The 24,053-nt window shown below is 62.8% G+C and carries 18 protein-coding genes; 1 reads left to right on the forward strand and 17 read right to left on the reverse strand.

What is annotated here, in order from left to right:
* The first annotated feature begins 128 nt into the window (after positions 1-128).
* A complete protein-coding gene (gene kduD / locus G473_RS0107310; protein WP_029012567.1) occupies positions 129-887 on the forward strand; it encodes a 2-dehydro-3-deoxy-D-gluconate 5-dehydrogenase KduD in 759 nt (252 codons plus the stop codon).
* 62 nt (positions 888-949) lie between these two features.
* On the opposite strand, the gene G473_RS0107315 is transcribed toward kduD, so the two are convergent.
* From G473_RS0107315 to rhaM, 17 genes are all read right to left on the reverse strand, one after another.
* Positions 950-1,690, reverse strand: coding sequence for an SDR family NAD(P)-dependent oxidoreductase (locus G473_RS0107315; RefSeq protein WP_210163244.1), 741 nt, complete (start codon positions 1,688-1,690; stop codon positions 950-952).
* A 2-nt stretch (positions 1,691-1,692) separates the two neighbouring features.
* Positions 1,693-2,835, reverse strand: coding sequence for a galactonate dehydratase (gene dgoD, locus G473_RS0107320; protein ID WP_029012569.1), 1,143 nt, complete (start codon positions 2,833-2,835; stop codon positions 1,693-1,695).
* 60 nt (positions 2,836-2,895) lie between these two features.
* The gene (araH, locus tag G473_RS25590; protein ID WP_210163245.1) at positions 2,896-3,870 is read right to left on the reverse strand and encodes an L-arabinose ABC transporter permease AraH; all 975 of its coding nucleotides are present in this window, start codon (positions 3,868-3,870) and stop codon (positions 2,896-2,898) included.
* Positions 3,870-5,384, reverse strand: coding sequence for an L-arabinose ABC transporter ATP-binding protein AraG (araG, locus tag G473_RS0107330; protein WP_029012570.1), 1,515 nt, complete (start codon positions 5,382-5,384; stop codon positions 3,870-3,872). The genes araH and araG overlap by 1 nt, the downstream gene beginning before the upstream one ends.
* Positions 5,381-6,337, reverse strand: coding sequence for a substrate-binding domain-containing protein (locus G473_RS0107335; RefSeq protein WP_084437809.1), 957 nt, complete (start codon positions 6,335-6,337; stop codon positions 5,381-5,383). The genes araG and G473_RS0107335 overlap by 4 nt, the downstream gene beginning before the upstream one ends.
* Before the next feature lie 199 nt (positions 6,338-6,536).
* Positions 6,537-7,343 carry an IclR family transcriptional regulator gene (locus tag G473_RS25595; protein WP_035706142.1) on the reverse strand — a complete coding sequence of 269 codons (807 nt, stop codon included), beginning with the start codon at positions 7,341-7,343 and terminating at the stop codon, positions 6,537-6,539.
* Between the two features lie 192 nt (positions 7,344-7,535).
* Positions 7,536-8,837 (reverse strand): oligogalacturonate lyase family protein, encoded by a 1,302-nt coding sequence (locus G473_RS0107345; RefSeq protein ID WP_029012572.1) that lies wholly within the window; start codon positions 8,835-8,837, stop codon positions 7,536-7,538.
* The gene (locus G473_RS25600; RefSeq protein WP_084437739.1) at positions 8,834-10,348 is read right to left on the reverse strand and encodes a rhamnogalacturonidase; all 1,515 of its coding nucleotides are present in this window, start codon (positions 10,346-10,348) and stop codon (positions 8,834-8,836) included. The genes G473_RS0107345 and G473_RS25600 overlap by 4 nt, the downstream gene beginning before the upstream one ends.
* Entirely contained in the window at positions 10,345-11,397 is a 1,053-nt protein-coding gene (locus G473_RS0107355; RefSeq protein WP_210163246.1) for a family 43 glycosylhydrolase, read from the reverse strand. Before G473_RS0107355 ends, G473_RS25600 begins: the two co-directional genes overlap by 4 nt.
* A gap of 73 nt (positions 11,398-11,470) precedes the next feature.
* A complete protein-coding gene (locus G473_RS0107360) occupies positions 11,471-12,436 on the reverse strand; it encodes an alpha/beta hydrolase (RefSeq protein ID WP_029012574.1) in 966 nt (321 codons plus the stop codon).
* Positions 12,437-12,610: 174 nt separating this feature from the next.
* Entirely contained in the window at positions 12,611-13,879 is a 1,269-nt protein-coding gene (locus G473_RS25605; RefSeq protein ID WP_051329989.1) for a rhamnogalacturonan acetylesterase, read from the reverse strand.
* Complete coding sequence (locus tag G473_RS0107370) at positions 13,876-15,111, reverse strand: glycosyl hydrolase 53 family protein (protein ID WP_210163247.1); 1,236 nt, start codon at positions 15,109-15,111, stop codon at positions 13,876-13,878. Before G473_RS0107370 ends, G473_RS25605 begins: the two co-directional genes overlap by 4 nt.
* Positions 15,112-15,122: 11 nt before the next feature.
* Positions 15,123-16,034: an amidohydrolase family protein gene (locus tag G473_RS0107375; RefSeq protein WP_029012576.1), complete on the reverse strand. Its 912-nt coding sequence runs from the start codon at positions 16,032-16,034 to the stop codon at positions 15,123-15,125.
* A 177-nt stretch (positions 16,035-16,211) separates the two neighbouring features.
* On the reverse strand, positions 16,212-17,696 hold the full coding sequence (locus tag G473_RS0107380) for an MFS transporter (RefSeq protein WP_029012577.1): 1,485 nt from the start codon (positions 17,694-17,696) through the stop codon (positions 16,212-16,214).
* 163 nt (positions 17,697-17,859) lie between these two features.
* Entirely contained in the window at positions 17,860-18,966 is a 1,107-nt protein-coding gene (bglB, locus tag G473_RS0107385; protein ID WP_029012578.1) for a beta-galactosidase BglB, read from the reverse strand.
* A 200-nt stretch (positions 18,967-19,166) separates the two neighbouring features.
* The gene (locus tag G473_RS25610; protein ID WP_210163248.1) at positions 19,167-22,997 is read right to left on the reverse strand and encodes a beta-galactosidase; all 3,831 of its coding nucleotides are present in this window, start codon (positions 22,995-22,997) and stop codon (positions 19,167-19,169) included.
* 14 nt (positions 22,998-23,011) lie between these two features.
* Positions 23,012-23,332: an L-rhamnose mutarotase gene (gene rhaM / locus G473_RS0107395; RefSeq protein ID WP_029012579.1), complete on the reverse strand. Its 321-nt coding sequence runs from the start codon at positions 23,330-23,332 to the stop codon at positions 23,012-23,014.
* Positions 23,333-24,053 lie beyond the last annotated feature (721 nt).

Genomic DNA, 24,053 nt, shown 5'->3' on the forward strand with positions numbered 1-24,053 from the left:
AGTTTCGTAGAGCAACGCGCTTGTGACCCTGGACCCCGGCCTGCGCCGGGGTGACGGGGAAGTAGCACAAATCCCCCCATTCCCCCCCACTTCACACCCGCCCTTCACTCCCCCCAAGGAGCATCCCGATGAGCAATCCGTTCAGCCTTGATGGCAAGGTGGCGCTGGTGACCGGCGCCAATACCGGTATCGGTCAGGGCATTGCGCTGGCGCTGGCCCAGGCCGGGGCGGCCATTGTCGCCGTTGGCCGGTCCACGCCCAGCGACACGCAGCAGGCGGTGGAAGCGGCCGGCGCGAAGTTCCATTTCGTCCATGCCGACCTGGGCACCGGCGCGCCGGTGGCCGAGGTGGTGGAAAAGGCCGTGGCCGCTTTTGGCCGGCTGGACATCCTGGTGAACAACGCTGGCACCATCCGCCGTGCCGATGCGCTGGATTTCACGGAAGCCGACTGGGATCTGGTGCTGGACGTCAATCTGAAGACGCCCTTCTTCCTGGCCCAGGCCGTGGCCAAGCAGTTCCTGGCCCAGGGCACGGGCGGCAAGATCATCAATATTGCCAGCATGCTGTCCTTCCAGGGCGGCATCCGGGTGGCGTCCTACACCGCGTCCAAGAGCGGCATTGCCGGGCTGACCAAGCTGCTGGCCAATGAATGGGCGGCCAAGGGCATTAATGTGAATGCCATTGCGCCCGGCTATTTCGCCACCAACAATACCGAAGCACTGCGCGCGGACGAGGGTCGCAACCGCGACATCCTGGCCCGCATCCCCGCCGGCCGCTGGGGCACGCCCGCCGATCTGGGCGGGGCCGCCGTGTTCCTGTCCTCTGCCGCTGCTGATTACGTCCACGGCACCACGCTCGCCGTCGATGGCGGCTGGCTGGCCCGGTAAGAAAAAGGCCCGGCGGGAAGGACCTCCCGCCGGGCCTTTACATTTTCAGACTAGGACCGGCATCACAGCTTGGTCAGGCGACCGCCATCCACCACCAGGCCCGACCCGGTGATGAAGGACGCCTCTTCCGCCGCCAGAAAGGCGATGGCGGCGGCGATCTCGTCCGGCGTGCCAATGTCGGCAGGATCGATCGTCTCAGCGCCCGATTTGATATTGGGGCTGTCGCGCAGCATCTGCGTTTCCACCGCCCCTGGCAGCACCGCATTGATGCGGATGCCCTTTTCCTTGCCCTCAATCGCCGCGCTGCGGGTCAGTGACACCAGCCCTGCCTTGGCAGCCGCATAGGGCGCCACCAGGGGCGAGGTCTGGTGCGCATGGATGGAGGCGACATTGACGATGGCGCCGCCCGGCCCCATCAACCGCAAGCCCTGGCGGATGAACTGCGCAGCGCCGAACAGATTGACGGCGAACAGCCGCTGCCAATCATCCATGGTCAGATCTTCCAGCGGCTTATAGATCATCTGCCCGGCGACATTGACGATCACGTCCAGCCGGCCGGTTTCCGCTACCGCCCTGGCACAGACATCTGCCACGGCCGCCTCATCCGTGATATCGGCCGGCAGGAACAGGGCCGGGGCGGCATCCGCTCCGGCCAGCGCCGCCAATAACGGTTCCGCATCCAGCCCCGGCCGGTCCACCAGCACCAGACGCGCCCCTTCTGCCGCCAGACGGCGGCAGGCAGCGCCGCCGATCCCGCCCAGCGCGCCCGTTACCAGGGCTGTCTTGCCTGCGAACCGCATCATGCTCACCATTCCGCCAGGGTGCCGTCCGGCAGGCGCCAGGCCGGGTTGCGCCAGCGATGCGGCGTACGCGCCAGATCGCGGACCAGTTCCTCATTGATATCAACACCCAGGCCGGGCCCGGTGGGGGCCGCAACAAACCCATCCTTCACTGCGAAAATGGACGGATCGCGCATATAGGTCAGCAGGTCGTACCCGCCGGTATTGTAATGGATGCCCAGCGACATTTCCTCAATCACGAAATTGGGCGTCGAGACGGCAACGGCCAGACAGGCGGCGAAGGCGATGGGCCCCAGCGGGCAATGCGGCGCCAGCGCCACATCATAGGCCTCCGCCATGGCGGCAATGCGCTTCACTTCTGAAATACCGCCCGCATGGGACAGGTCAGGCTGGATGATATCGACGATCCCGCCTTCCAGGAAGGGCTTGAAATCCCAGCGGCTATAAAGCCGCTCCCCCAAGGCAATCGGGATGCTGGTCTGGCCGGCCAACTGGCGCAGCCCCTCGATATTCTCCGACAAAAGCGGCTCTTCGATGAAAAGCGGGCGCAGTGGCTCCAGCAGGGCCGCCAGTTGGCGGGCCATCGGCTTATGGACGCGGCCATGGAAATCAAGGCCGACATCCAGCCCCTGATCCTTGACGGCCATGGCGCGTTCCACCACGCCGTCCAAGTCGCGCGGGCTGGAAAGCCAGCCCAGTTCAGCCGTGGCATTCATCTTCACGGCACGGAAGCTCTGCGCCTTGCGGGCGCGGGCGGCTTCCGCCACCTCATCCGGGCGGTCGCCGCCGATCCAGGCGTAGCATTCCACCTTGTCGCGCACCATGCCGCCCAGCATTTGCCAGACCGGGACGCCCAGCGCCTTGCCCTTGATGTCCCAGAGCGCCTGGTCCAGCCCGGACAAGGCCGACATCAGCACCGGGCCACCGCGATAAAAGCCCAGCCGATAGGCGGTCTGCCAGACATCCTCGATCCGGAACGGGTCGGTGCCGATGAAGCGATCCTTCAGGGATTCAAAGGCACCCTCCACGGCCTCCGCATGGCCTTCCAGGCTGCCCTCACCCCAGCCGACAAGACCATCATCGGTTTCCACACGCACAAACAGCCAGCGCGGCGGAACCTGGAACACTTCAATACGGGCGATCTTCATGGGTGAACCTGTGGGAAGGGATTTTCAGGTGATAAGGAGTAAGAGGGCGGCGGCGCGGTATCACCGCGCCTTGAGAAAGCTGGCCGGCGTCCAGCGATTTTGCCGCGCGCTATCGACAATGACGGCAAACAGCAGGATGCCGCCGCGCACCACATACTGGTAGAAGGTGGGCACATCGAGCAGGTTGAGCGCGTTCTGCGCCGCGCCCATGATCAGCACGCCGATCAGCACGCCGCCGATGCTGGCGATACCGCCCAGCAGCGACACGCCGCCCAGCACGCAGGCCGAAATGACCGCCAGTTCCAGCCCCAGCGAGGTATTGGGCTGGCCTGAGGTGATGCGCGCCGCCAGCACGATGCCAGCCAGCGCCGCGACAAAGCCCTGCAGGGCGAAGACGGTGATCCGCACCCGGTCCACCGGCACGCCGGCCAGCCGCGCCGCCTCCGGATTGCCGCCGATGGCAAGCACATTCTTGCCGAACACCGTCTTGTTCAGCACCACACCGAAAATGACGAAGCAGAGGATGGCGATCCAGATCGGGTAATTGATACCCAGCAACGCGCCGGACCCCAGTACATAGAAATCCTCACGCGGGATGGAAACGGCCTGCCCGCCGGAAACCAGGAAGGCCAGCCCGCGCACAATCTCCATCGTCGCCAGCGTGGCGATCAGGGAATTGATCTTCAGCTTGGCGACGACCACGCCGTTGAACAGCCCGACCATCGTGCCGCCCAGCAGGCCGGCACCGATGCCCAGCGCCACACTGCCGGTATCGCTGATCACCACGGCGCACAGCACGCCTGCCAGCGCGACGATGGAGCCAACAGAGAGGTCCACCTCCCGCAGCGCCAGCACCAGCATCATCGTGGTGGTGACGGTGCCGACCAGGCTGACCGACAGGATCAGGCCGCGCATGTTGCGCGCGCCGGCAAAGTCCGGCACGAACAGGGCCAGACAGGCAAACAGGACCAGCAGCACCAGAAGCGGGCCAATGGCGCTGTAGCGGCGGAAAGCCAACATCATCTGGGTCATCATCAGATCCTCACCGCAGCGCCAACGGGCTTGCCATCGGGAAGCGCCAGTCGCAGAAGTTCATTGGGGGTCGCCTCTTCCCGCGTCAGCACGCCGGCGATGGCGCCATCGCGCATCACCACGATGCGGTCGGCGACGCCCATCACTTCCGGCATGTCGGAACTGGCGACCAGAAGGGTCTTGCCCTCCGCCGCAAGGCGGTACATCAGGGCATAGATTTCGCTGCGCGCACCGATATCGATGCCGCGCGTGGGTTCGTCCATCAGAAGGAAGCGGGCATCGGCATCCAGCCAGCGCGCCAGGATGGCTTTCTGCTGATTGCCACCCGACAGGGTACCGATGGCGGTATCGGCCGAGGCCGTCTTCACCCGCATCGACCCGATCAGCTTTTCCGCCCGCCCAGACTCTTCCTGCCGCCGGATCAGCGGCGCGGTCTCCATATTGCGGCGGGTGATGGTGATGTTCTCCCGCACGGCGGCCAGCTTGAAAATGCCCTCATCCTTGCGATCCTCCGGGCACAGGCCCAGACCGGCGGCAATGGCATGGCGCGGGGTGGCAAAGCGCCGAGGCTCCCCATCCAGGCTGATCGTGCCGCTGGCCAACGGTGTCGCGCCATAGATCAGCTTGAACAGTTCCGACCGACCAGCCCCGACCAGCCCGAAAAAGCCCAGGATTTCCCCGCGCCGGGCCGACAGGCTGACCGGCTGTTTCACCCCTGGCCCCGTCACACCGGACAATTCCAGGCTGACGGGGCCAAGCTCGCGGGATTGATAGCCATAGACATCGGCGATGGTGCGCCCAGCCATCTGCGCGATCAGGTGATCGGGATCGGTCTGGCGCATGTCGGGATATGTGGCGACATGGCGTCCATCGCGCAGGATGGAGACGCTGTCACACAGGGCAAACACCTCCTCCATCCGATGCGAGACATAGAGGATGGCGCGTCCATCGGCCTTCAGGTCGCGGATGATCCGCATCAAGGTTTCCGTCTCGCGCGCGGAAAGCGAGCTGGTCGGTTCGTCAAAGGCGATGATGGCGGCATCGCGCAGCAGCGCCTTGCCGATTTCCACCATCTGGCGTTTGCCGATCGGCAGGGTCTTCACCTTGGCATCGGGGTCGATATCCTCCCCCAGCCGCGCCAGGATGGCACGCGCACGGGCCCGCACCGCGCGCCCATCCACCAGCCCCAACCGGCCAGGATAGGCACCCAGCAGCAGATTGTCGGCGACGGACATATCCGGCGCCAGATGCAGTTCCTGATGGATGATGGCAATGCCAGCGCTGGCACTGTCACGCGGGCCATTAAAGGCAACGGCACGGCCATCGACCGCCAAAGCCCCGCTGTCCGGGCGGTATTCACCCGCCAGTATCTTCAACAGGGTGGATTTTCCGGCCCCATTCTCCCCCATCAGGGCACGGATTTCCCCCCGCCCCAGATCCATGGAGACATCGGCCAGCGCAACCACGCCAGGGAAAACCTTGCCGATATCGGTGAATTGCAGGATCGGCGCCGTCATGCGTTCTGCTCCGCCAGAAGGGCCTGCCAGTTATCGCGGGTCATTTCCAACCCGTCAGTATAGACCAGGGGGGCCGGCGCTTCGCCCGCCTCCCCCCAGCGATAAAGGGCCAGCGCCGTGTCATAGCCATGCCGCTTGGGCGACAGCAGGATGGACGCGAAGAAGCCGGTGGGGTTGGCCTTGGAAAACTCCGCCGTGGCAGAGCCGGAGCCGCCGATACCGACACCGATAATATCGGACCGTGACAGGCCCAGCCCTTCCGCCGCGCGGACGCCACCCAGCACCGCCTCGTCATTCATGCCGATGATGGCCCATTTGCGGATGGCCCCCATCCGGGTCAGAACCGGGTTGGCGGCGGTGAAGCCGCCTTCGGTGTCGGTGGTGCGCTGGGGGGCGTCATAGACGGCACTGGCGGGCAGGCCCGCCGCGATCAACGCGTCGCGCCCGCCCTGCGTGCGCTCCAGCCCTGTCTGCAAACTGTCAAACGCCAGGCGCAGCAGCCCGACCTCTCCAGAGGCCAGATCCCACCCCCGGCCAGCCGCTTCCCGCGCAATCACCTGCCCCGCCATGGTGCCGATATTCAGCGCGGAGATGCCGACATGGGGAATGCTTTCAATCGGGTCCCCATCCGGGCCGATCAGCCGGTCATCAACCGACATCACCTTCAGCCCCCACATGGCAGCGGATTGGCGGATCGCCGGGCCCAGCTTGGGATCGGGGGTACAGATGACGAAGCCCAGCGCGTTCTTGGCCGCCAGCGTATCAATGGCTGACAGCACCCGGTCGCCATCCGGCGCACCGATCTTGATGACTGTGAAACCATGCTCGGCACCGGCACGGTCGGCATGGAACCATTCGCTCTGGAACCATTGCTCTTCCGGCTGTTTGACGATGAAGCCGATCTTTGGCCGGTCGTCGGAACGGGCGCAGCCGGCAAGACCAAGGCCCGCCATCAGCGCCAGCATCTCCCTTCTTGTCGGGCCCATATTTCCTCCGGTGGCGTCTATTGCAATGACGCTTTCCTTTGGTGTTATGCCGCCCCCAGGCCAGCGTCAATCATAGTTTACATATTTATATGATTTAGTGCCGCACGCATAAAAAAGCACCGCCCCCCGTGAGGGAGCGGTGCTTACAGACCGGCGAAATTGGGTGTTAGCGGCGGCGTAGCGGCAGGTTGCCGGACCAGCCCAGGCCACGGCTGATCTGGCGGGCCGTTTCCTTCACCGTTTCAATCAGTTCCTGCATGCGCGCATCATTCATATATTGCGCGGCGCTGGACAGGCTGATGGCGGCAACGATCCTGCCATTGGCACCCCGGATCGGGGCGGCAACGCAGCGGATACGGTCCTCATTCTCTTCCAGATCGAAGGCGTGGCCGCCTTCGGCATATTGCTGCATCCGTCCAAACCAGACCGGCCACAGGCTTTCATCCTTGAAGCGGGCATCGAAAAATTCCCGCCAGCGCTTTTCCGACTCATCCAGGATCAGGGCCTTGCCCAGGCCCGTGGTGGCGATGGGGTGGCGTTCCCCAATGCGGGAGCCGATTTCGATGCGGCGGCGACCGGGGATCTTGTCCAGATAGAGCGCCTCTTCCCCATCCAGGATACCCAGATGCACCGTATCCTCGGTGGCGGCGGCCAGATCCTCGATATGCGGGCGGGCAACGCGGGGCAAATCCATCTGCTGCTGGGCGCGATAGCCCAGTTCCAGCAGCTTGGGCCCCAACTGATAGCCCTCACGCGGGGTCAGCGTCAGGTAATTACGCTCCACCAGGGCGGCAGCCAGACGGTGCGTGGTGGAACGGGTCAGTTCCAGGGTCTGCGCCAGCTTGGCGAGGCTGATCGGCCCCTCCGCAACCGCGTCGAGAACATCCAGGCCCCGAAGCAGCGTCTGGCTGCCGCTGGGAGTGGCCTTCGTGGTGGCCTCCGGCTCGTCACGGGTGGCGGTCAGGCTGGTCATCGTCTTTATTTCGCCTTCTTTCACTTTGCGGAATATCATCCCATAATCCGGCCAAAACAGCAAGGATCAGGCAAAAGGGCAATTATCCATCACCCACCAGGCGGCCGAAGGCCGGCAAATAAAATAAAAGCCCAAGAAAACCCCGCACGGAATAATGATCTTAATAATCACCCTGCCGTGCGGGGTAGTGCTTTACTTTTTCGCAGGCTCGATTTCCACGGCGTAGGTATAAGCCTCGCCATGCATGTTAGAGCGGAAAACCACCCACTTGCCGTCGGGCGTGAAGGTGATGTTCGGCTCCATCCGGTAATCATGGTCCTTCATATTGACCAGCTTGGTCGCACGCAGCACGCCGGGGCTGATCAGGTTGGCAGCATCGGGCGCGCTGATACCGGCCACATCGGGGATGCCTTCGGGGCGGAACAGGTAAATCCATTTCCCGTCCTTGGCCTTGGCTACCATCTCCTCGTCGCCGCCATCACCGGCGAACAGGGTGCCATCGCGGTTGATATTGTAATGGACCGACCATTCATCACGGTCCAGATGGTACCAGGTGCGCTTACCGGTCGCGATCTCGTACCCGGCCAGCCAGAAATCCTCGCCGCGCGGGGTCTGCAGGTCGTACCAGATCATCTTGCCGTCATGACTGAAGAACTCATGGCCGGCGATTTCCATGTTCATGCTGCGCTTATGCACCTTGGTCAGGCCGGTGCCATCGGTGCGGATCAGCCAGATCCGGTCTACCTTGTGCCAGGGCCCTTCATGGCAGAACATCAGCAGGTTGGGATCGGTGGGGGAGAACTGGACATGGTTCAGCCAGTCGGTCGCCGCATGCACCACCTTGCGTTCACCCGTTTTGATGTTGAGGGTGAAAATCTCCATCGGGATGCGGGCTTCCAGCCGGTCGTTCAGCCGCACCTCCTTGGCGTCGGCAAAACTCAACGGCTTTCCATCCGGCCCGGTGGCCGCGTAATGATCGTCGAAATTGGTCGTGTTCTGCTTCGGTGCGCCCGGCTGCAGGTCAAAATCCCGCTCCGCCCAGGTGCCCAGCAACAGCGTCTCATCGGCATTGATGGATTCGATCCGCCCGCTTTTCACATGCGCGATCTTGGTCGGCTTGCCACCCTTGCTGTCCACCCAGAACACGTCATAAGGACCGCCCTGCTTCACATCGTCATTGGCGTAATAGACGCGGCCCGTCTTCGGGCCCACGAACAGGGGTGCCAGATGCTCCCCCTTTACCAGCGGGGTCTGTTTGCGGGTTTCCAGATCAATGATGGAGATGGTGGTGGCAGAACTGACCACCACCCGCTTGCCATCGGGCGTATAGGCGTTCTGGTGGAAATAGAGGCTGCGGCTGCCCGGTTCGGTGGACAGGCGCACGACGCGATGGCCGGTATCCGGGTCGATCCATTCGCGCGGCGGCTCTGCGGCATGGACGGTGCTGCTGGCCAGCAGCGCCAATGCGGCGATCAAATGCGCCAGCTTCTTCATGGCATCTCTCCCTTATCATCCATCAATCCGCGCACGTCCCGGCAGACAAGGCGCGGCGTATCCTGGGCATTGCGTGTTTGCAGATTGTCGATGCGTACCCCGTCCACATCCTCCAGCCAGACGGCCGGTCGGCCATCGGGCGCGAGGGTAGACAGGTGGATATCGCGCAGGTGCAGGCCGCGCGCGTGGCGGACATAAAGCCCATAAGCCGGCAGCGTGCCGAACATGCTGGGTTCCGGATAGGCATCCGGCTTTTCCGGCACCGGGTCCGTCACCACATCCAGCCCGCCGGCATAAGTGATGCGGATATCCTGGAACGTCACATCCTCAACCGGCTGTTCCGGCAGCCCGGCGATGATGGAGGCATAGCGCGGGTCCACGTCATAGGCGGTAATATGGGCAAAGCGGATGCGGCGCATCGGGCCGGGCTTCGTGCCTTCCGGTGCGCGCAGCCGGGCACCGATGCGCAGGAACAGGGCTGCTGTCGTCACCTCCCGCATGGTGATGTTGGTGATGGACACATCCTCCAGCACCCCGCCATCCACGGTTTCCAGCGCCAGCCCGCGCGAGCGTTCCACCGTGCAGTTGGAAATCGCGATATTGCGGAAGCCGCCATGGCTTTCCGTGCCCAGCTTGATCCGCCCCGTCACCCGGTCCCGGTCGGGTGACACCTGTTGCGTGCGCCCATAGGTGCCATCCAGCAGGGTGCCCAGGTCAAAGCCGCTGACATGGCAATTGGTGATGGCGACATGTTCCGTCGCCCGCGCCACACCCAAGGCACCGGAGCTTTTCAGCACCAGCGCATCATCATTGGGCGTGTTGATCTGGCAATTGCTGACGCGGACATAGCGCACGGCATCCAGATCAATACCGTCGCGGTCGGTATCAATACGCAGATTATCGATGGTGAGGTTATCAACGCCCGTCGCCAGGATGGCAAAATGGCCACCCTTCAGAATGCTGAAATCTCGCAGGGTGACGTTGCGGCAGTTCTTCAGGGCGATGGCCTTGTTGCCAAGGCCCCGCATCAGCGCTTCATCGGGGTCTTCAGCGGCCAGTTCAGCCGCACTCATCCCCGCCATGCTTTCCGGGAAATAGCCTTTGCGCTTGGCCCATTTCGCCCCCGGCCCTTTGGAAGTCAGCCCCGCGCCATCAATCAGGCCGGGACCGGTGATGGCGACGTCATTCACCCCATCGCCCCAGATCAGGCTGTTCTGCCAGTGGGAATGGCCGAAATCCTGATAGAGATCATGCGGGTTGGGCTCCGGCAGGTCATAGGCACCGCCATCCGTCGCCGGGTCCGCCGCCAGCAGCACGGCACCCGGCCCCAGATGCAGACCGATATGGCTGAACAGGCGCAGCGAGAAGGAAAGATACCGCCCCGCCGGGAACAGCACCGTCCCGCCGCCCGCCTTTGCAGCGGCGGCGATGGCGCGGTTGATGGCGGGGCTGTCCAGCACCACGCCATCGCCCACAGCGCCAAAGCTGCGAATATCGAAAATGGCCGTCATTGCGGCGGCACCAGCTTCACCGATGTCGGCTGTTCGCGGTCAGCGGTCAGCCAGCCATCCTTCTCCTTCAACTCCACCACCTGGATGACAGAACGGCGTTTCCAGGTCGGGTCTTTGGCCTGTTCCGGCTCCCCTTCCTGCTGCACGAAATAGAACAGGAAGGCGCGGTCGTCGCTGACCAGCACGTCGGGATGGCCGCCCTTGGCCCGGTCGGTCAGCGCCGTGCCCGGCTGCTCCAGCAGATTATAGGGCTGGTGTTCCCAATTGGTCAGGTCTTTGGAGCGATAGACGCCCAAGCCCGCCCAGGCATCCATGATCAGCCAATAATAGCCTTTCCATTCGATGATCTGCGGGCCTTCGCCACGCTGTTTCACTGCGACACCGCCATGGGTCCAGGTCTTCAGGTCTTGGCTGTCGGCATAATGGGTGCTGCTGCCGTCGCGCTCATCCTTGTACCAGAGCCGCCAGCCGCCACCGGGCAGCGCATGCACGGCGGCATCAATCACCCGGTCGGAACCGAGGTTCAGCTTATCGGCGAAATCCCAGCGCTTCAGGTCCTTGCTGGTCAGGTGGATGATCTCACGCGGGGCATTCCAGTCCTTGAAGATGCCTGGCACAATGGTCAGCCACATGTGATAGGTGCCGTCGATCTCTTCCACATTGGGCGCCCAATGGGTGATGTCGGCAGCATCGCCATAGCGGATATCGGCGGTGCCCTCATAGGTCCATGTATTACCGCCATCCTTGGACCGCGCCATGCCGATGCGGGTGCCATGCACCCATTCCACGCCCTCGGCCTCTTTCAGGTTGGCGCGACGGTTGGTGTAGAACATCACCCAGTCGCCTGCCTTGCGGTCATAGATGATGGAGGCATCAGCCGCCCCGTCAAAGGTCGGGTCGCGGAACAAGGGTTTAGGGGCCACATCGGCGGCGAAGCCGGGGGTGATGGTGGTGCCGGTGGCCAGCAGGAGGGTGACTGCCATCGCACCGGCGACCTGTTTTGCCTTCTCCGCGAAAGCGGGGAACCAGGGGCCACGGGAATGACGCATTGGTGCAGACGGCCCCTGGCCCCCCGCTTTCGCGGGGGAGGCACCTTTTTTCTTATCCATCATCATCGCGCGCTCAAACAAACCCATGGCTCCGGCTCCATTCGATGAAAAGCGACGGCCAGGCCGCCACAGGGGCTGCTTTGGGGCTGCGCAGGCCGAAGCCATGGCCACCCGCTTCAAACAGATGCATCGCCACCTTGGTGTCCACTTTGCGCAAGGCGGCATAGATCAGCAGGGAATTTTCCACCGGGACTGCCGCATCATCGGCAGCCGCAGTGATGAAGGTGGGCGGGATATTGCCCGGCACGCCCTGGTCGGCAGAGAATTCGGCGATCCTCTCGGCACTCGGGCTTTCGCCCAGCATCTGCTTGGCCGAACCGGCATGGGCCACCCCCGGCACCATGGAAATGACGGGGTATCCCAGGGCCGCGATATCCGGGCGGGCTGACACCTGATCCGCCGCATCCACCGGCTTGTACGTCGCCTTGTCAAACCGGGTGGCCGCCATGGCAGCCAGATGGCCCCCGGCGGAGAAACCCATCACCCCGATGCGGGCAGGGTCAATGCCCCAGCCCTTGGCCCCGGCCCGGATCAGGCGGATGGCGCGCTGCGCATCCTGCAAGGGGGCATCCGGCCCGGCTTCCCAACCATCGGCGGGCAAACGGTACAGCAGGACGAACACCGTCACGCCTTCGCCTGCCAGCCATTGGGCGATATCATAGCCTTCCTTGCCCACCACCACGCGCTGATAACCGCCGCCGGGGATGATCAGCATGGCGGCGCCATTGGGTTTCGCCGGGCGGAACAGGGTCAGGTTGGGCTGGGTAACATTCAGGATCGCCACGTCGCGGAAACGCGGATCATCGGACCGCGCCACCTCCGACTGTTTCACGGTTACCTTTTCCCCACCGGGCGGCTTGTCACCGGGCCAGAGGGACAGGGTTTCGCCCTTCACATCGGCGGCATTACTGCTGCCGGGCAGGCTGGCGGCCAGCAGCGCGGTGGCAGCAGCGGCGGTGAACAGGGTGCGGCGGTGCATGGTGGTTATCCTGTTTTGCTTCTAATCCAGCGAGTATGGCCGTAGCCGCCCCACCAACTTGCCTCCCCCGCGAAAGCGGGGGTCCAGGGGCCAAAGGCACTGAAGCATTGGTCCTTATGATCCCTGGTTCCCCGCTTTCGCGGGGAAGGCAGGAAAGAGCCAACGCCGGCGCTTTCAATTCCCCCGCGGCGTCACATCCGACCGCATCGGGCTTTGCGCAATCCGCACCGCATCCGGCAGGGGCGGATGCGCCGGATCAAACACCCCGATATCGGCCTTGATATGATCCTTCAGCGGCAGCGCCGATGCCCGTATCCCTTCCACCACACAGCGGGCCAGCAGCCAGGCGCCGTAATTATTATGGTGGGTGGCATCCTTGCCATCGGCGGCAAAGGCGCGGGGTGACACCTCCGGCCCCAGCGCCTCATACAGCACCTTGCTCATGGCGTTCAGGTCGATCAGCGCCACCTTCTCTTCCGCCGCCACCCGGCGCACGGCGTCAGGGTAATCGCCATGGCTGTTGGTAATCTGACCGCTGGCATCAAAGGTGCGGCGGTGCATGGAGGTGACAAGCACCGGCGTCGCCCCGCGCCGCCGGGCTTCCGCAATGAAGACGCGCAGATAGGCCGGGTATGTGATGGCCGGATCAGCATAGGTCTGCGGCCAGCCCTGCTTGCTGTCATTATGGCCGAACTGGATGAACAGGTAATCGCCCGGCTTCATCCGGCTGAGCAGCTTGTCCAGCCGCAAACCGGTGATGAAGCTCTTCATCGTCTCCCCGGATTCGGCATGGTTAGCCACGGCCACATCCGGGGTCAGGAAGGCCGTCAGCATCTGCCCCCAGCTAGCCCCCGGCTCCGCCGGCTGGTCGGTCACGGTGCTGTCGCCAGCCAGATAAACCGTCGGCACATCCGCCTTCTCGATCGACAAGGCCGCCAGTTTCGGCGCGCTGCCGTCAAATTCCAGGGTCAGCTTGTCATCCCAATGGAACTTGCCGACCTCCCGCTCATTGATGCGTACTGTGGTGCCGCCGGGCGCATTCGGCGGGGGGGACGGCATGGCCGTGTCACGGACATTGACGATGAAGCTGCGCGTCTCGAACTTGCCCTTCGCCGTCGCCACATCAGCCAGCATCAGCCGCCGGCTTTCGGCCTTCACGGTCGTGTCGCCAGCGGACTTTGCGTCCCCCAGCGTGACGGTGACCCGGTAATTGCCTTCCGGCACCTTGACGGAGAACAGGAAGGGCTTCCCCGGCTCCGGCTTAAAGGCTGGCTCATACCCAAAGCCCTTGGCCGGATCGTAAAGATCCGCTTCAGAGATGGCGAGCGCCTGTGCCGGCGCCTTGGCGCTGCTGGTGAAGCGGAAATCCCAACGGTCCTGCGCCGTGGCCGGCATGGCGAACACCAGAAGGCTGAGGGGGAGAAGGAACAGATGCGGCTTCATCGCCCAGCCTCTGCCGGCACGGCCAGCCCATAGCGGCGGGCCAGATCGCGGTAGAGATCAAGGAAGCTGTTCGCCTCGTACCGCCCGCCCTTGCCATGTTTGGGCGGGCCGGCGGGCGGGGGCGGTGGTGCTGTTCCCGGCTGCACGGCGCCCGGTGCCTCGGCGGCATTGATGCCCTGGGACAACAGGTTGGGCTTGGCTCCACCGCCGGCATTCTTGCCATCCAGGTCAAAGATCGCTTCCTGGTGCCGCGTCGGCTCCCAGATAAAGCTGCCCCAGCCCCGCTTGCCCGGCGCGTTGAACACCAGATCGTTGATGTACTGCTTGCGACCGGAATATTCGACGGCGCAGAAGCCCAGTTGCGGGTACCGCGCGGTGAATTCCTGGAAGCTCCGCTCCCAGTCCCCTTCCGCCAGTTGCTGGTAGCAGGAGAACCCGACCAGATCGAACGCCACCCCGCGCGCCAGCAGCGCATCGGTCCATTCCCGCACGATCACCCAATGGCGGCCCAGATGGTTGTGCAGCATGATGCTGGCATCCGGCACAACGGCACGGGCAGCACCAATCCCGGCCTTCAGCAACGTGGCCAGATTGTCGTAGCCGCCAATGCCTTCCGGCTTCAGATGCACGGCATCGGTGGCGGGGTTGCCGGTCGGCACCGGCAGGGCCACCCGCCCTTCCGGCCACAGCATGCCGAACGTGATCTCGTTGCCGATATGCACCATGTCGGGTGCCACGCTGGCGGCCTTCATGGCGGACAGGCTGTCGCGCGTGTGGGTCTCCACCGCCTTCACCAGATCGGGGAAAGACAGGTTTGCCCAGGCCGCCGGCTTTTCCTGATGCTGCGGGTCGGCCCAGGTATCGGAATAATGGAAGGTGAGCGCGATCTTCATCCCCGCCGCCTTCACACGGCGGGCAAGTGCGATGGTCTGTTCCAGCCCGCACCAGGGGCTGTTCTTTTTTCCCGCCGAATAGCCGTTCTCCGGGTTCACAAACAGGCGCAGCCGCACCCAGTTGAACCCGGCACCGGTCAGGATGCTGAAAATATCCTGGCGCTGGCCATCAACGTAGAATTCAGCCCCCGCCGCCTCATCCTCCGGTATCCAGGAGATATCGGCACCCAGCATATAGGGGCCGGGCCGTTCGGGTCCGATGGCAGCCCTTGCCGGACGGGGCAAAGCGGCCAGGGTGAGCGCGGCCAGGGCGGTGGCCCCCAGCGCACGCCGCGTCAACGTCCCGCCCCTCACAGGCCCGCAATCCCAAGGCGATAGATGCGGTTGGCATTGCCGGCGAACATCGCCCGGCGCTCCGCATCCGTGAAATCTGCCGTGATGGTATCATAGGCCGCGTAATGGGTGCCGAACGCGCCATAGAGCTTATCGACGGGGAAGTTGCTGGCGAACAGGGCGCGGTCGGGGCCGAACGCCTCAATGGCGTGCAGCACATAGGGACGCAGGCTGTCGATGGTCCATTCCCGGTCAATCATGGCCAGACCGGATATCTTGATCGACACATTGGGCTGGGCCGCCAGCAGGGCCAGCCCACGCCGCCACAGGGCCAGCCCCGCCTCATCCCGGTCGGTCGGCATGCCGGCATGGTTGATGATCACCGGGATATCCGGGTGCCGGGCCGCCAATTGGGCCGCCACTTCCATCTGGCTGGGATAGATCTGCAGGTCGAAGGACAGGCCATATTTGGCCAGCAGCGCATAACCTGCCTGCCAGTCCGCATCACCAATCACATCGCGGGCCGAATAGGTCTTGGCCGGATCAGCGTGGAAATTGATGATATGGCGGATGCCGCGCACCGCCCCATGTTCGGCATGCGCGGCCAGAAGCTTTTCCACATCCGGGTCGTTCAGTGCGGCGAACGCCACCAGCCCCATAGGCAGCCGCCCTTCATCCGCCAGGCCCTGCAGCCACTGGGTTTCGGCGAGCGATTGGGCGGTGCTGGCACCAGCCTCCACATGCACCACACCGCGCAGATCATACCCCTCGGTGTCGGCCAGATATTCCGACAGACCATAGGGCTTGGCGATGGGCGCCACATCACCCGCCGCATTGGGCGGCAGCGGATCATCCATCAGCCAGGAATAATGCTGACGGGTGAAATCCCACAAATGCATATGGGGATCGACGATCGGCAGGCTGGTCATGGGTTCCTCCGCGAGATTTTTTTTCGCGCCGCTCTTACTCCGTTCCACCGTCATCCCGGCGCAGGCCGGGATCCAGATTCGTAGAGCAATGCGCCTGTGGTCTGGACCCCGGCCTGCGCCGGGGTGACGGGAGAGGGGGTAACAAGCGGTTAAAAGACCTTTTGCCTCAGACAGGCCTCACCGCTTCCCCCGACCCCACAGCGTCTCGTAACGCCAGCCGGTCAGGTCTTCCAGGATGGCCTTGCGCTCCGGCGTGGTTTCCATCCGGCCTTCCTTGAAGCGGGCGATTTCCTCCATCAGGATGGCATGGCGCGGACCATCCAGCTTGAAGCGCAGGGAGACCAGGAACCCGCCGCACAGCACGGCGATGGTGCCAATGCCCATCACCAGCAGGATGGTGTTAATGGCGGCGTCGCTCTGCACCTCCGCCTTGGGCAGGAAGCCACCAGCCTCCAGGATCAGGCCCACACCCATCACAGCAGCGGCCTGGGTGGCCTTGCGGATAAAGGTCATGACACCGGCAAAGATGCCTTCACGACGCTTGCCGGTAACCACCTCATCCACATCGGCCATGTAGTTATAGGTGTTCCAGGGGATGTAGTTCAGGCCACCGCGACCCATGCCCGACAGGGCCACCGGGATGAACAGCCAGAAGGCCAGGTTCTCCGGCTTCACGGCGTCCAGCACCAGGAAGGCCACGACACCCAGGATATAGAAGCACACAGCCACCCGGTAGGACGGGGCCGGGTGGAAGCGCAGGCAAAGCTGGATGAACACGGCAACGGCGAAAAGCTGCACGATATACATGCTGCCCAGCATGGAAGAGGCAACGGCAACCGAGCTGCCCAGCGCAAAGACGATGAAATAGGTGAAGACGGCGTTGAACACGTCCTGGCTGATATAGCCACCCAGATACATGCCCAGATGCAGCCGGAAGGCGCGGATTTTCAGGGTGGAGAACAGGTTGGCGTAGAGCGTCTTGAAACTGTCGCCCAGGCTCTGCACCGGCTCACCGGCCTTCATCTGCTCCACCTCGGCCACCGAACGCTCGAAGGTGAAAGCCCAGGTGAAGGCCAGCACGATGGCGAAGGTGACGGCGAAGATGACGCCCATGATGAAGAAGGTGTCGGCGCTGTCCTTGCCACCCACCCAACTGATGATGGCAGCCGGCAGGAAGCCGGCGGCAATGGCGGAGCTTTGCGCGAACAGGATGCGGATGCCGGCCAGCTTTGCCTTGATCTTGTAATCCTTGGTCATTTCGGCGGCCAAGGTTTCATAGGGGATCAGGACGACGGCATAGATCGTCTCAAACAACACATAGGTTGCCAGATAATACCAGAAGCTCTGCCCCCCCACCCACATCAGGGCAAAGGTGGGCACCAGCGGGATACAGATCAGCAGGAAGAAGCGGCGGCGCCCGAAACGGCGGCCGAGCGCCGTGCGATAGAAATTATCGGACAGATGCCCGACCAGGGGGCTGACAATGGCATCCAGCAGGCGGGCGATGGCGAAGATGGCCGCCGCCTGCGTGGCCGACAGCCCGCAGAAGGTTGTATAAAAATAAAGAATCCAGCCGCTGATCACGGCCATCGAACCCGCACCCAGGATGTCGTTAGCACCATAGGCGAGGTAGTTGATCGGTTTGACGGGCCGTGCGGTCATTGGCGTTTCCTGGGGTTTTTATGGATTTGGCCCTACCCCTACCGTCACCCCGGCAAAGGCCGGGGTCCAGGTTCGTAGAGCAATGTGCTTGTGACACTGGATCCCGGCCTGCGCCGGGATGACGGTGGGGATGGGGAACATGTCTGCCCCATCCCCATCCGCCTCAGATAAACCGGCGCATCAGCTCCGTCAGGCACAGGATGGCCAGGGACTGGCCATAAGGCATGGAGGTCAGCTTGACGTCGCGATAGTACTGCAGGTCCGAACCCAGAGCCGTACCGAAGGACACATCCTGCAGCTCGCCATCGGGCGCGATCTTGGCCATGACCGCCTTCACCGCCTTGATGGCCATCGGCTCATACTCAGCAGAGATGTAGCGCTTGCGCACCGCCTTCATGATGCCATAGGCGAAGCCGGCAGCGGCCGAGCTTTCCAGATACGAGGACGGGTCGTCGATCAGCGTGTGCCAGCGGCCTTCCTCGGCCTGGTACTTGGCCAGCGCCTTGACCTGATTTTCCAGCGTGTCGATCAGGAAGGTGCGCAGCGGGTCGCCCTTCTTCAGGTCCAGCAGCTCGATAAATTCCGGGATGGCGATGGTCACCCAGCAATTGCCGCGCGCCCAGAGCGCGTTCGCGAAATTGTGGCGGCCGTCGAAGGTCCAGCCATGGAACCACAGGCCGGTCTTGGTATCGAACAGATACTTGATATGGATGAGGAACTGGCGCTTGGCCTCTTCCACATATTCCGGGCGGTTCAGCAGCAGGCCGATCTTGGCCAGCGGCAGCACGCTCATCATCAGCGTATCGTCCCACAGTTGCTGCGGGTTTTCGCTGTTGAAGACGATGTGCTGGAAGCCGCCTTCCTCCGTCTTCGGCAGCCCATCCATCACCCATTCGGCCCAGGTGTCCAGATAGGGGATGTAGGACTGGTCGCCGGTCTTCTCATAAAGATAGGCCAGCGTCAGGAAGGGGCTGACGGTGTTGATATTCTTGGTCGGCGTGCCGGCGGCGAACCGGTCACGGAACCAGTCCCGCATGATCTGGAAGGCACGGGCATTGTTGGTCTGCTCGTAATACTTCCACATGCCATAGAGGCCGATGCCGTGGGTCCATTCCCAATCGTTCCAGCCCTTGGTGTCAATGACGCGGCCATCGTCCAGGCGCAGCAGGAATTCGCCGGTCTGGTCCTTGATATCGACCAGATTGCTGATCAGCAGATCGATGGTCTTGGTGACATCCGCGGCCTGGATGCCATGGGCGAGGTTAGGCATGGATCTCTATCCTTGAAGAGAGGCTTGTGTGCTGGAGTTTGGGTTGAGAAGGCCGGGGGCCTTTTTGGATAACATTGTCACTCTATGGTCCCGTCACCTCGGCGAAGACCGGGGTCCAGTATCGTAGAGCAAAGCGCTTGTGGCCCCTGGACCCCGGCTTTCGCCGGGGTGACGGAAGAGAGGCGACAGGCGGAATACTGTCAACGCATCACCTCCTTGAAGGCGGGGGACTTCACCATTTCCACCTTCAGCGGGCTGCGCGCGGTGCGCATATTGACCAGACGGACGGCTTCCAGCGCATCGCCTTGCTTACCATCACTGGTGACCGCCAGGGCCAGCGTGTTTTTGCCATTCGGGTTCAAAATCCCCGTCGGGATCACGAAGGTCCGTTGCGGCCCGACATCGGCAATGAACTGGCCCATGTTCCAGCCATTCACGAAGATCAGCACCCGGTAATTACCGGCCGACCGGACCGTGCTGGTATCACCGAAGGACAGGCCCAGCGTCAGGTCGTGCCCCTTGGGCGCGTCCAGCGAGAATTCCGTCCGGTACCAGCTTGTGCCGGCGGGCGTATTCGCGGCCGGGACGGCCACCTTCTGCCAACCAGCATCGTCAAACCCAGGCAGATACCAGCCGGCACGCTCGCCATACTGGCCGCCATTATTCATCGGCCCGCGCACCTTGTCCTGGATATCCTGACCGCCCAGATTGCCCTGGATTTTCCAGGAAATCGGCAGCAGGAAGCTCTTGGCGGTCGGGTTGGTCAGGGAAGCGGAGATCAGGCCGCGCGCTTCCTTATGCAGGTCGTCGGCGTCCAAGTCCCAATGGTGGGAATTGTTGCGCACCATGATCGACAGCACCCGTTCCCCCGGCGCCCGCAGGGCTTCCGGGATTTCGAAGCTGGCGACACCCTGGCCCGGCGGGCGGGCAAGGCCGGTGGGCAGCACATTCTGGCCCAGATACTGACCATCCAGCCAGACCTGTACCATGCCGGCGCCACCGGCACCGTAATGCAGGTCCAGCTTGGTCACCGACCCATCGCTGTTATAGCGACCGCGATACCAGACATCGCCATGATGGAAGCCGTAATCATCCATGTTCAGCAGCGGCTGGCCGGCCGGCGGCTTCACGAAGCTGGCGGTACGGCCAGAACGCACGCTTTGCCAGGAACTGTCGTCGAAATCCTTGGCTGCTTCCGGCACACCGGGCTGGAAGCGCCAGTCGGCCCTGGTCAGGTCCGGCAGGCTGATCTCCGCCGGTCCCTTCAGCGTGGCCTTGGCGATCAGGCTGCCATCAGCAGCCTTGTCCATCGACACGGCGTCGCCATTCCAGCGCACGCGGGAAATGGTTGAAGGTGCCCAGACTTCCAGCGGGCTTTCCGCATTGGTATCGCCGGCCAGTTCCAGCGTCCGGCCATTGACCTTGGCGGAACGGACCAGCGCCGGTCCGCGCTGCAACAGCACGCCCTCTGCCGTTTCCTGGCGCCAGAAGGTCTGCGCCGTGGGCACATCGGCCAGCAGCAGGGTCATGTCCGGACGACCACCGCCGGAAATGCGCACCCGCGCCAGACCCTTATGGACATAGTTCAGCCGCAGGTCACCCTTGGCGGCGTCGAAGCTGCTTTCCACCTGACCTTCCAGCACCGTGACGCTGGGGGCGCTGGTATAGCGCAGTACGGTCTCACCATCCTCACCCGCACGGCCATAGAACAGGGCGACATCGCCTTCACCCTGACGCAGATGGGTGAACAGTTCCGACGTGGAATAGACCAGACGCTGGCGTTCCATATCGTAACCGGCCAGCCACATCTTGGCGTCATAGCCATTGACGCGCAGCGTGCCCGCCTGCGGGATCGCATACTCTCCGTCCGGCAGCTTGGCCTTGAAGGTGAAGCTGTCGTCCGTCTGGGCGTTGGGCGGGTTGTGCATCGCCACCAGCAGGCGGGTGCCGGTGCTGGGATTCACATTATGATACAGCTTGATCTTGTCAGACGACGGCTGCAGCCCCTCGGCCTTTTCCATCTGGGCCAGATCTTTGACCGTATTCAGGAAATGGCCCATCAGCTTCATGGTCTGCGCCTTTTCGCGCAGACCCCGCGTCTCGTCGATGGCCGCCCCATAATCATAGGAGGTGAACACGACCGGGGCCGGCAGCCAGCCCCAGCTGGTGCCCCCGAACGTCATGTAGAAGCTCTGGACCGTCAGGCCATTGGCGATATTGGTGCCATAAAACACCCGCTGATAGGCGGAGCCATTGCGCAGCGCCGTGCAGGGATAGGTGTCATTGCTGCCCCAATAGTCGAACCAGCCGCCACCGAATTCCGCCGCGAAGCCCGGCGTATTGGGTGAGGCGGAAGCTCCACCCTTGGCACCGCCCGGCCCATAGAGGCCCCAATCCGGTGCCACGGTCGGATTGCCGACCGAGCCATCGACATTACAGGAGCCGCCGGGATAGCCGTCGAAGGAATAAAGATCGTTCGGCCCTTCCACCGTGCCCGGCACATTGCTGCCCTTGGGCACCCAGAAGCCGTTGCGGCCCTTGTCATTGTGGAAAATCGGCACGGTAATACCGTCCGCCCGCGCCTTGTCATAGAGATGCTGCATGTAGCGCTGGTGCGACGGGGTGGTCACATCCAGTTCATTCTCGATCTGATAGAGAATGACCGCACCACCATTATTGATCTGATGCTTGGACAGGATGGCGTTGATCTGGGTCAGCCATTCATCTGCTGCGGCAAGATACTCCGGATGATCGGTACGGGCTTTCGCCTGCTGGTTGACCAGCCAGGACGGGAAGCCACCGCGCGTTACTTCGGCGTTCATGTAGGGACCGGGCCGGGCGACGACAAAGAGCCCCGCCTCCTTGGCCATGGTCAACATCCGATCCATATCGCGGACGCCGGTAAAGTCATACACGCCCTGCTTGGGCGAGTGGTAACCCCAGTCGAAATAGATCGCGACCGTGTTATAGCCGCTGGCCTTCATCTTCTCGAACACGTCCCGCCACAGATCGGGGCTGGGCAGGCGGAACGGATGCATTTCCCCGCCCCAGGAGAAAATGCGGTTGCCGTCGATCTTCAGCGAATACTTATCATAGGTCACGCGCTGCGGGCCGGGGGCGATGGCGGCCTTCTTGGCCTTATCCTCGCCCCCTTCCTTCAGCACCGTGAAATGGCGGGCCTGGCCGGACAGGCCGGGCAGTTCCACCTTGGGCGACCAGGTGTCAAACCCGTTGATGCTGTCGCTATACCAATAGCGCTTGTCCATATACTGGTCGAAATAGATGCGCCAGCCGCCATCGGGGCGCTTCACCAGCGCCGGCCCTTCGACATGGCGGCCCCAGCCGGCCCAGTCGCCGGACTTGATCACCACCCACGGGCCTTCCAACGCCGTCGCCGTCGCCAGTTCGATGAACTTGGTCGATTCGTTCTTGGCGAAGGCGTAGTAGCGCCGGTCCTGCTTGATGATGAAGGCGTCGATATAGTTCGGGCCCAGCCCGCTCAGCACCTTGGGCGCGGACCATTGCGTCAGGCCCGCATCCTGCGCCGTCAGATAATGCGGCTTGAACAGGCCGTGCGTGCCGTTGGTGGAGACCGATAGCACGACATGGACGGTGCCATCCTCATCCCGAAACCATTCCGGCGCCCAGGCATTGGTGATGCCACCCACGGCAACCTTCTGGTTGCCCAGGAAGGTCCAGCTCTCCAGATCGGCGCTGCGGGCAAAGCCGATCTCATCACCGGTCCAGTTGGTGGTGTAGACGACATAATAGTTGCCGTCGCTGTGACGCATGATCGACGGATCGCGGATCAGGCCCTGCGGCGGCTTATAGGCCAGTTCCTTGGCCAGCTTGAAATTCAGCGCATCGTCGGAGCGATAGACATTCATCGCCGCCGCATTGCCATTGGTGAAGGCGGTCAGCGTGTAGGTGGGGCCATCCTTGGCGACCGCCTGCCCGGCGGGCAGCAGGAACGGCAATGTCGCCAGCGACAGGGCAAGCGACAGGCGGCGCAGCTTCTTGTGCATCATCATGGATATCCCACCCATTATGCGAAGTGGAACATCGGCGCCAGCGGCACCTCGACCGGGGAATTGTCCGGATTCACATCCATGATATCGGCCATATAATCCCACCAGCGGCGCATTACCGGCTGCTGCGGCAGGGCCGCGCGCTGCGCCTCATATCCCGGCTTCAGCTTCAGCACCGCGAACAGCGACAGGCTCTCTTCGTCCAGGAAGATCGAATAATCATAGATGCCGGCAGCGCTCAGCGCTTCGGCCAGATCGGGCCACAGCTCGTCATGGCGGCGCTTATATTCCTCCACGAAGCCGGGTTTCAGCTTCATCCGGAAAGCGGTGCTCGTCATCTATCCTCTCCTTTTATGTTCATTGGACCCTTGCGGGCCGCCCGCTGCCACGGGCAAGGTGGACCATCAAGAGGAAAGACGGGCCATCATCAGCCATTCGACCAATTGGCATGCGTTCCATCCTCCCCCGGCAGCAATGCTGCGACGTAACCTTATCGCCAGCCCTTCTGCCGGGACTGAAGCCGGATTAGTCATACAATGTGGATGCCTATTGCACAATATGAGATTTTTCCAGCGGCGCGATGGAAAAAGCGTATCGTTGGCGCATCCGCAACATACGAAGCAATGCTGACGCGAGCGTATGCTCGCGGTTTCAATAAAATCAGTCTTTAAGGTCAAAACTTGGTTCTGCTGCAATGCAACATGGCGGCAATCTTTAACGATACCAATATGTGATATGTAATTTTGCAATGTGAAAAACGCTTGCACCTTTCGGGCAAGCCGGTCACATTCCGTTTCAGAAGAAAGAATAAACGCAGAAGGGGAAGGTCATGCCTGCAGGGTTCGCCCAGATGGCAGAGAGAAAGACGGCCATGGTTTCCGCCCTGGCTGATCATCCGGTTTATTGTCGTATCGGCCGAACGGGAGCCTACCAGAACCGGTAGCGATCGCGAAAAATCTATACTGATCCCGCGCCCTTTCGCTTCACGACATCAATGAATTTCGGCACTGAAGAAGTACGGCCATAGTCCGTTTCCCCTTCGTGCTGAAATTATGGGCC

The organism is Niveispirillum irakense DSM 11586, from assembly GCF_000429645.1.
Classification (GTDB): Bacteria; Pseudomonadota; Alphaproteobacteria; order Azospirillales; family Azospirillaceae; genus Niveispirillum; species Niveispirillum irakense.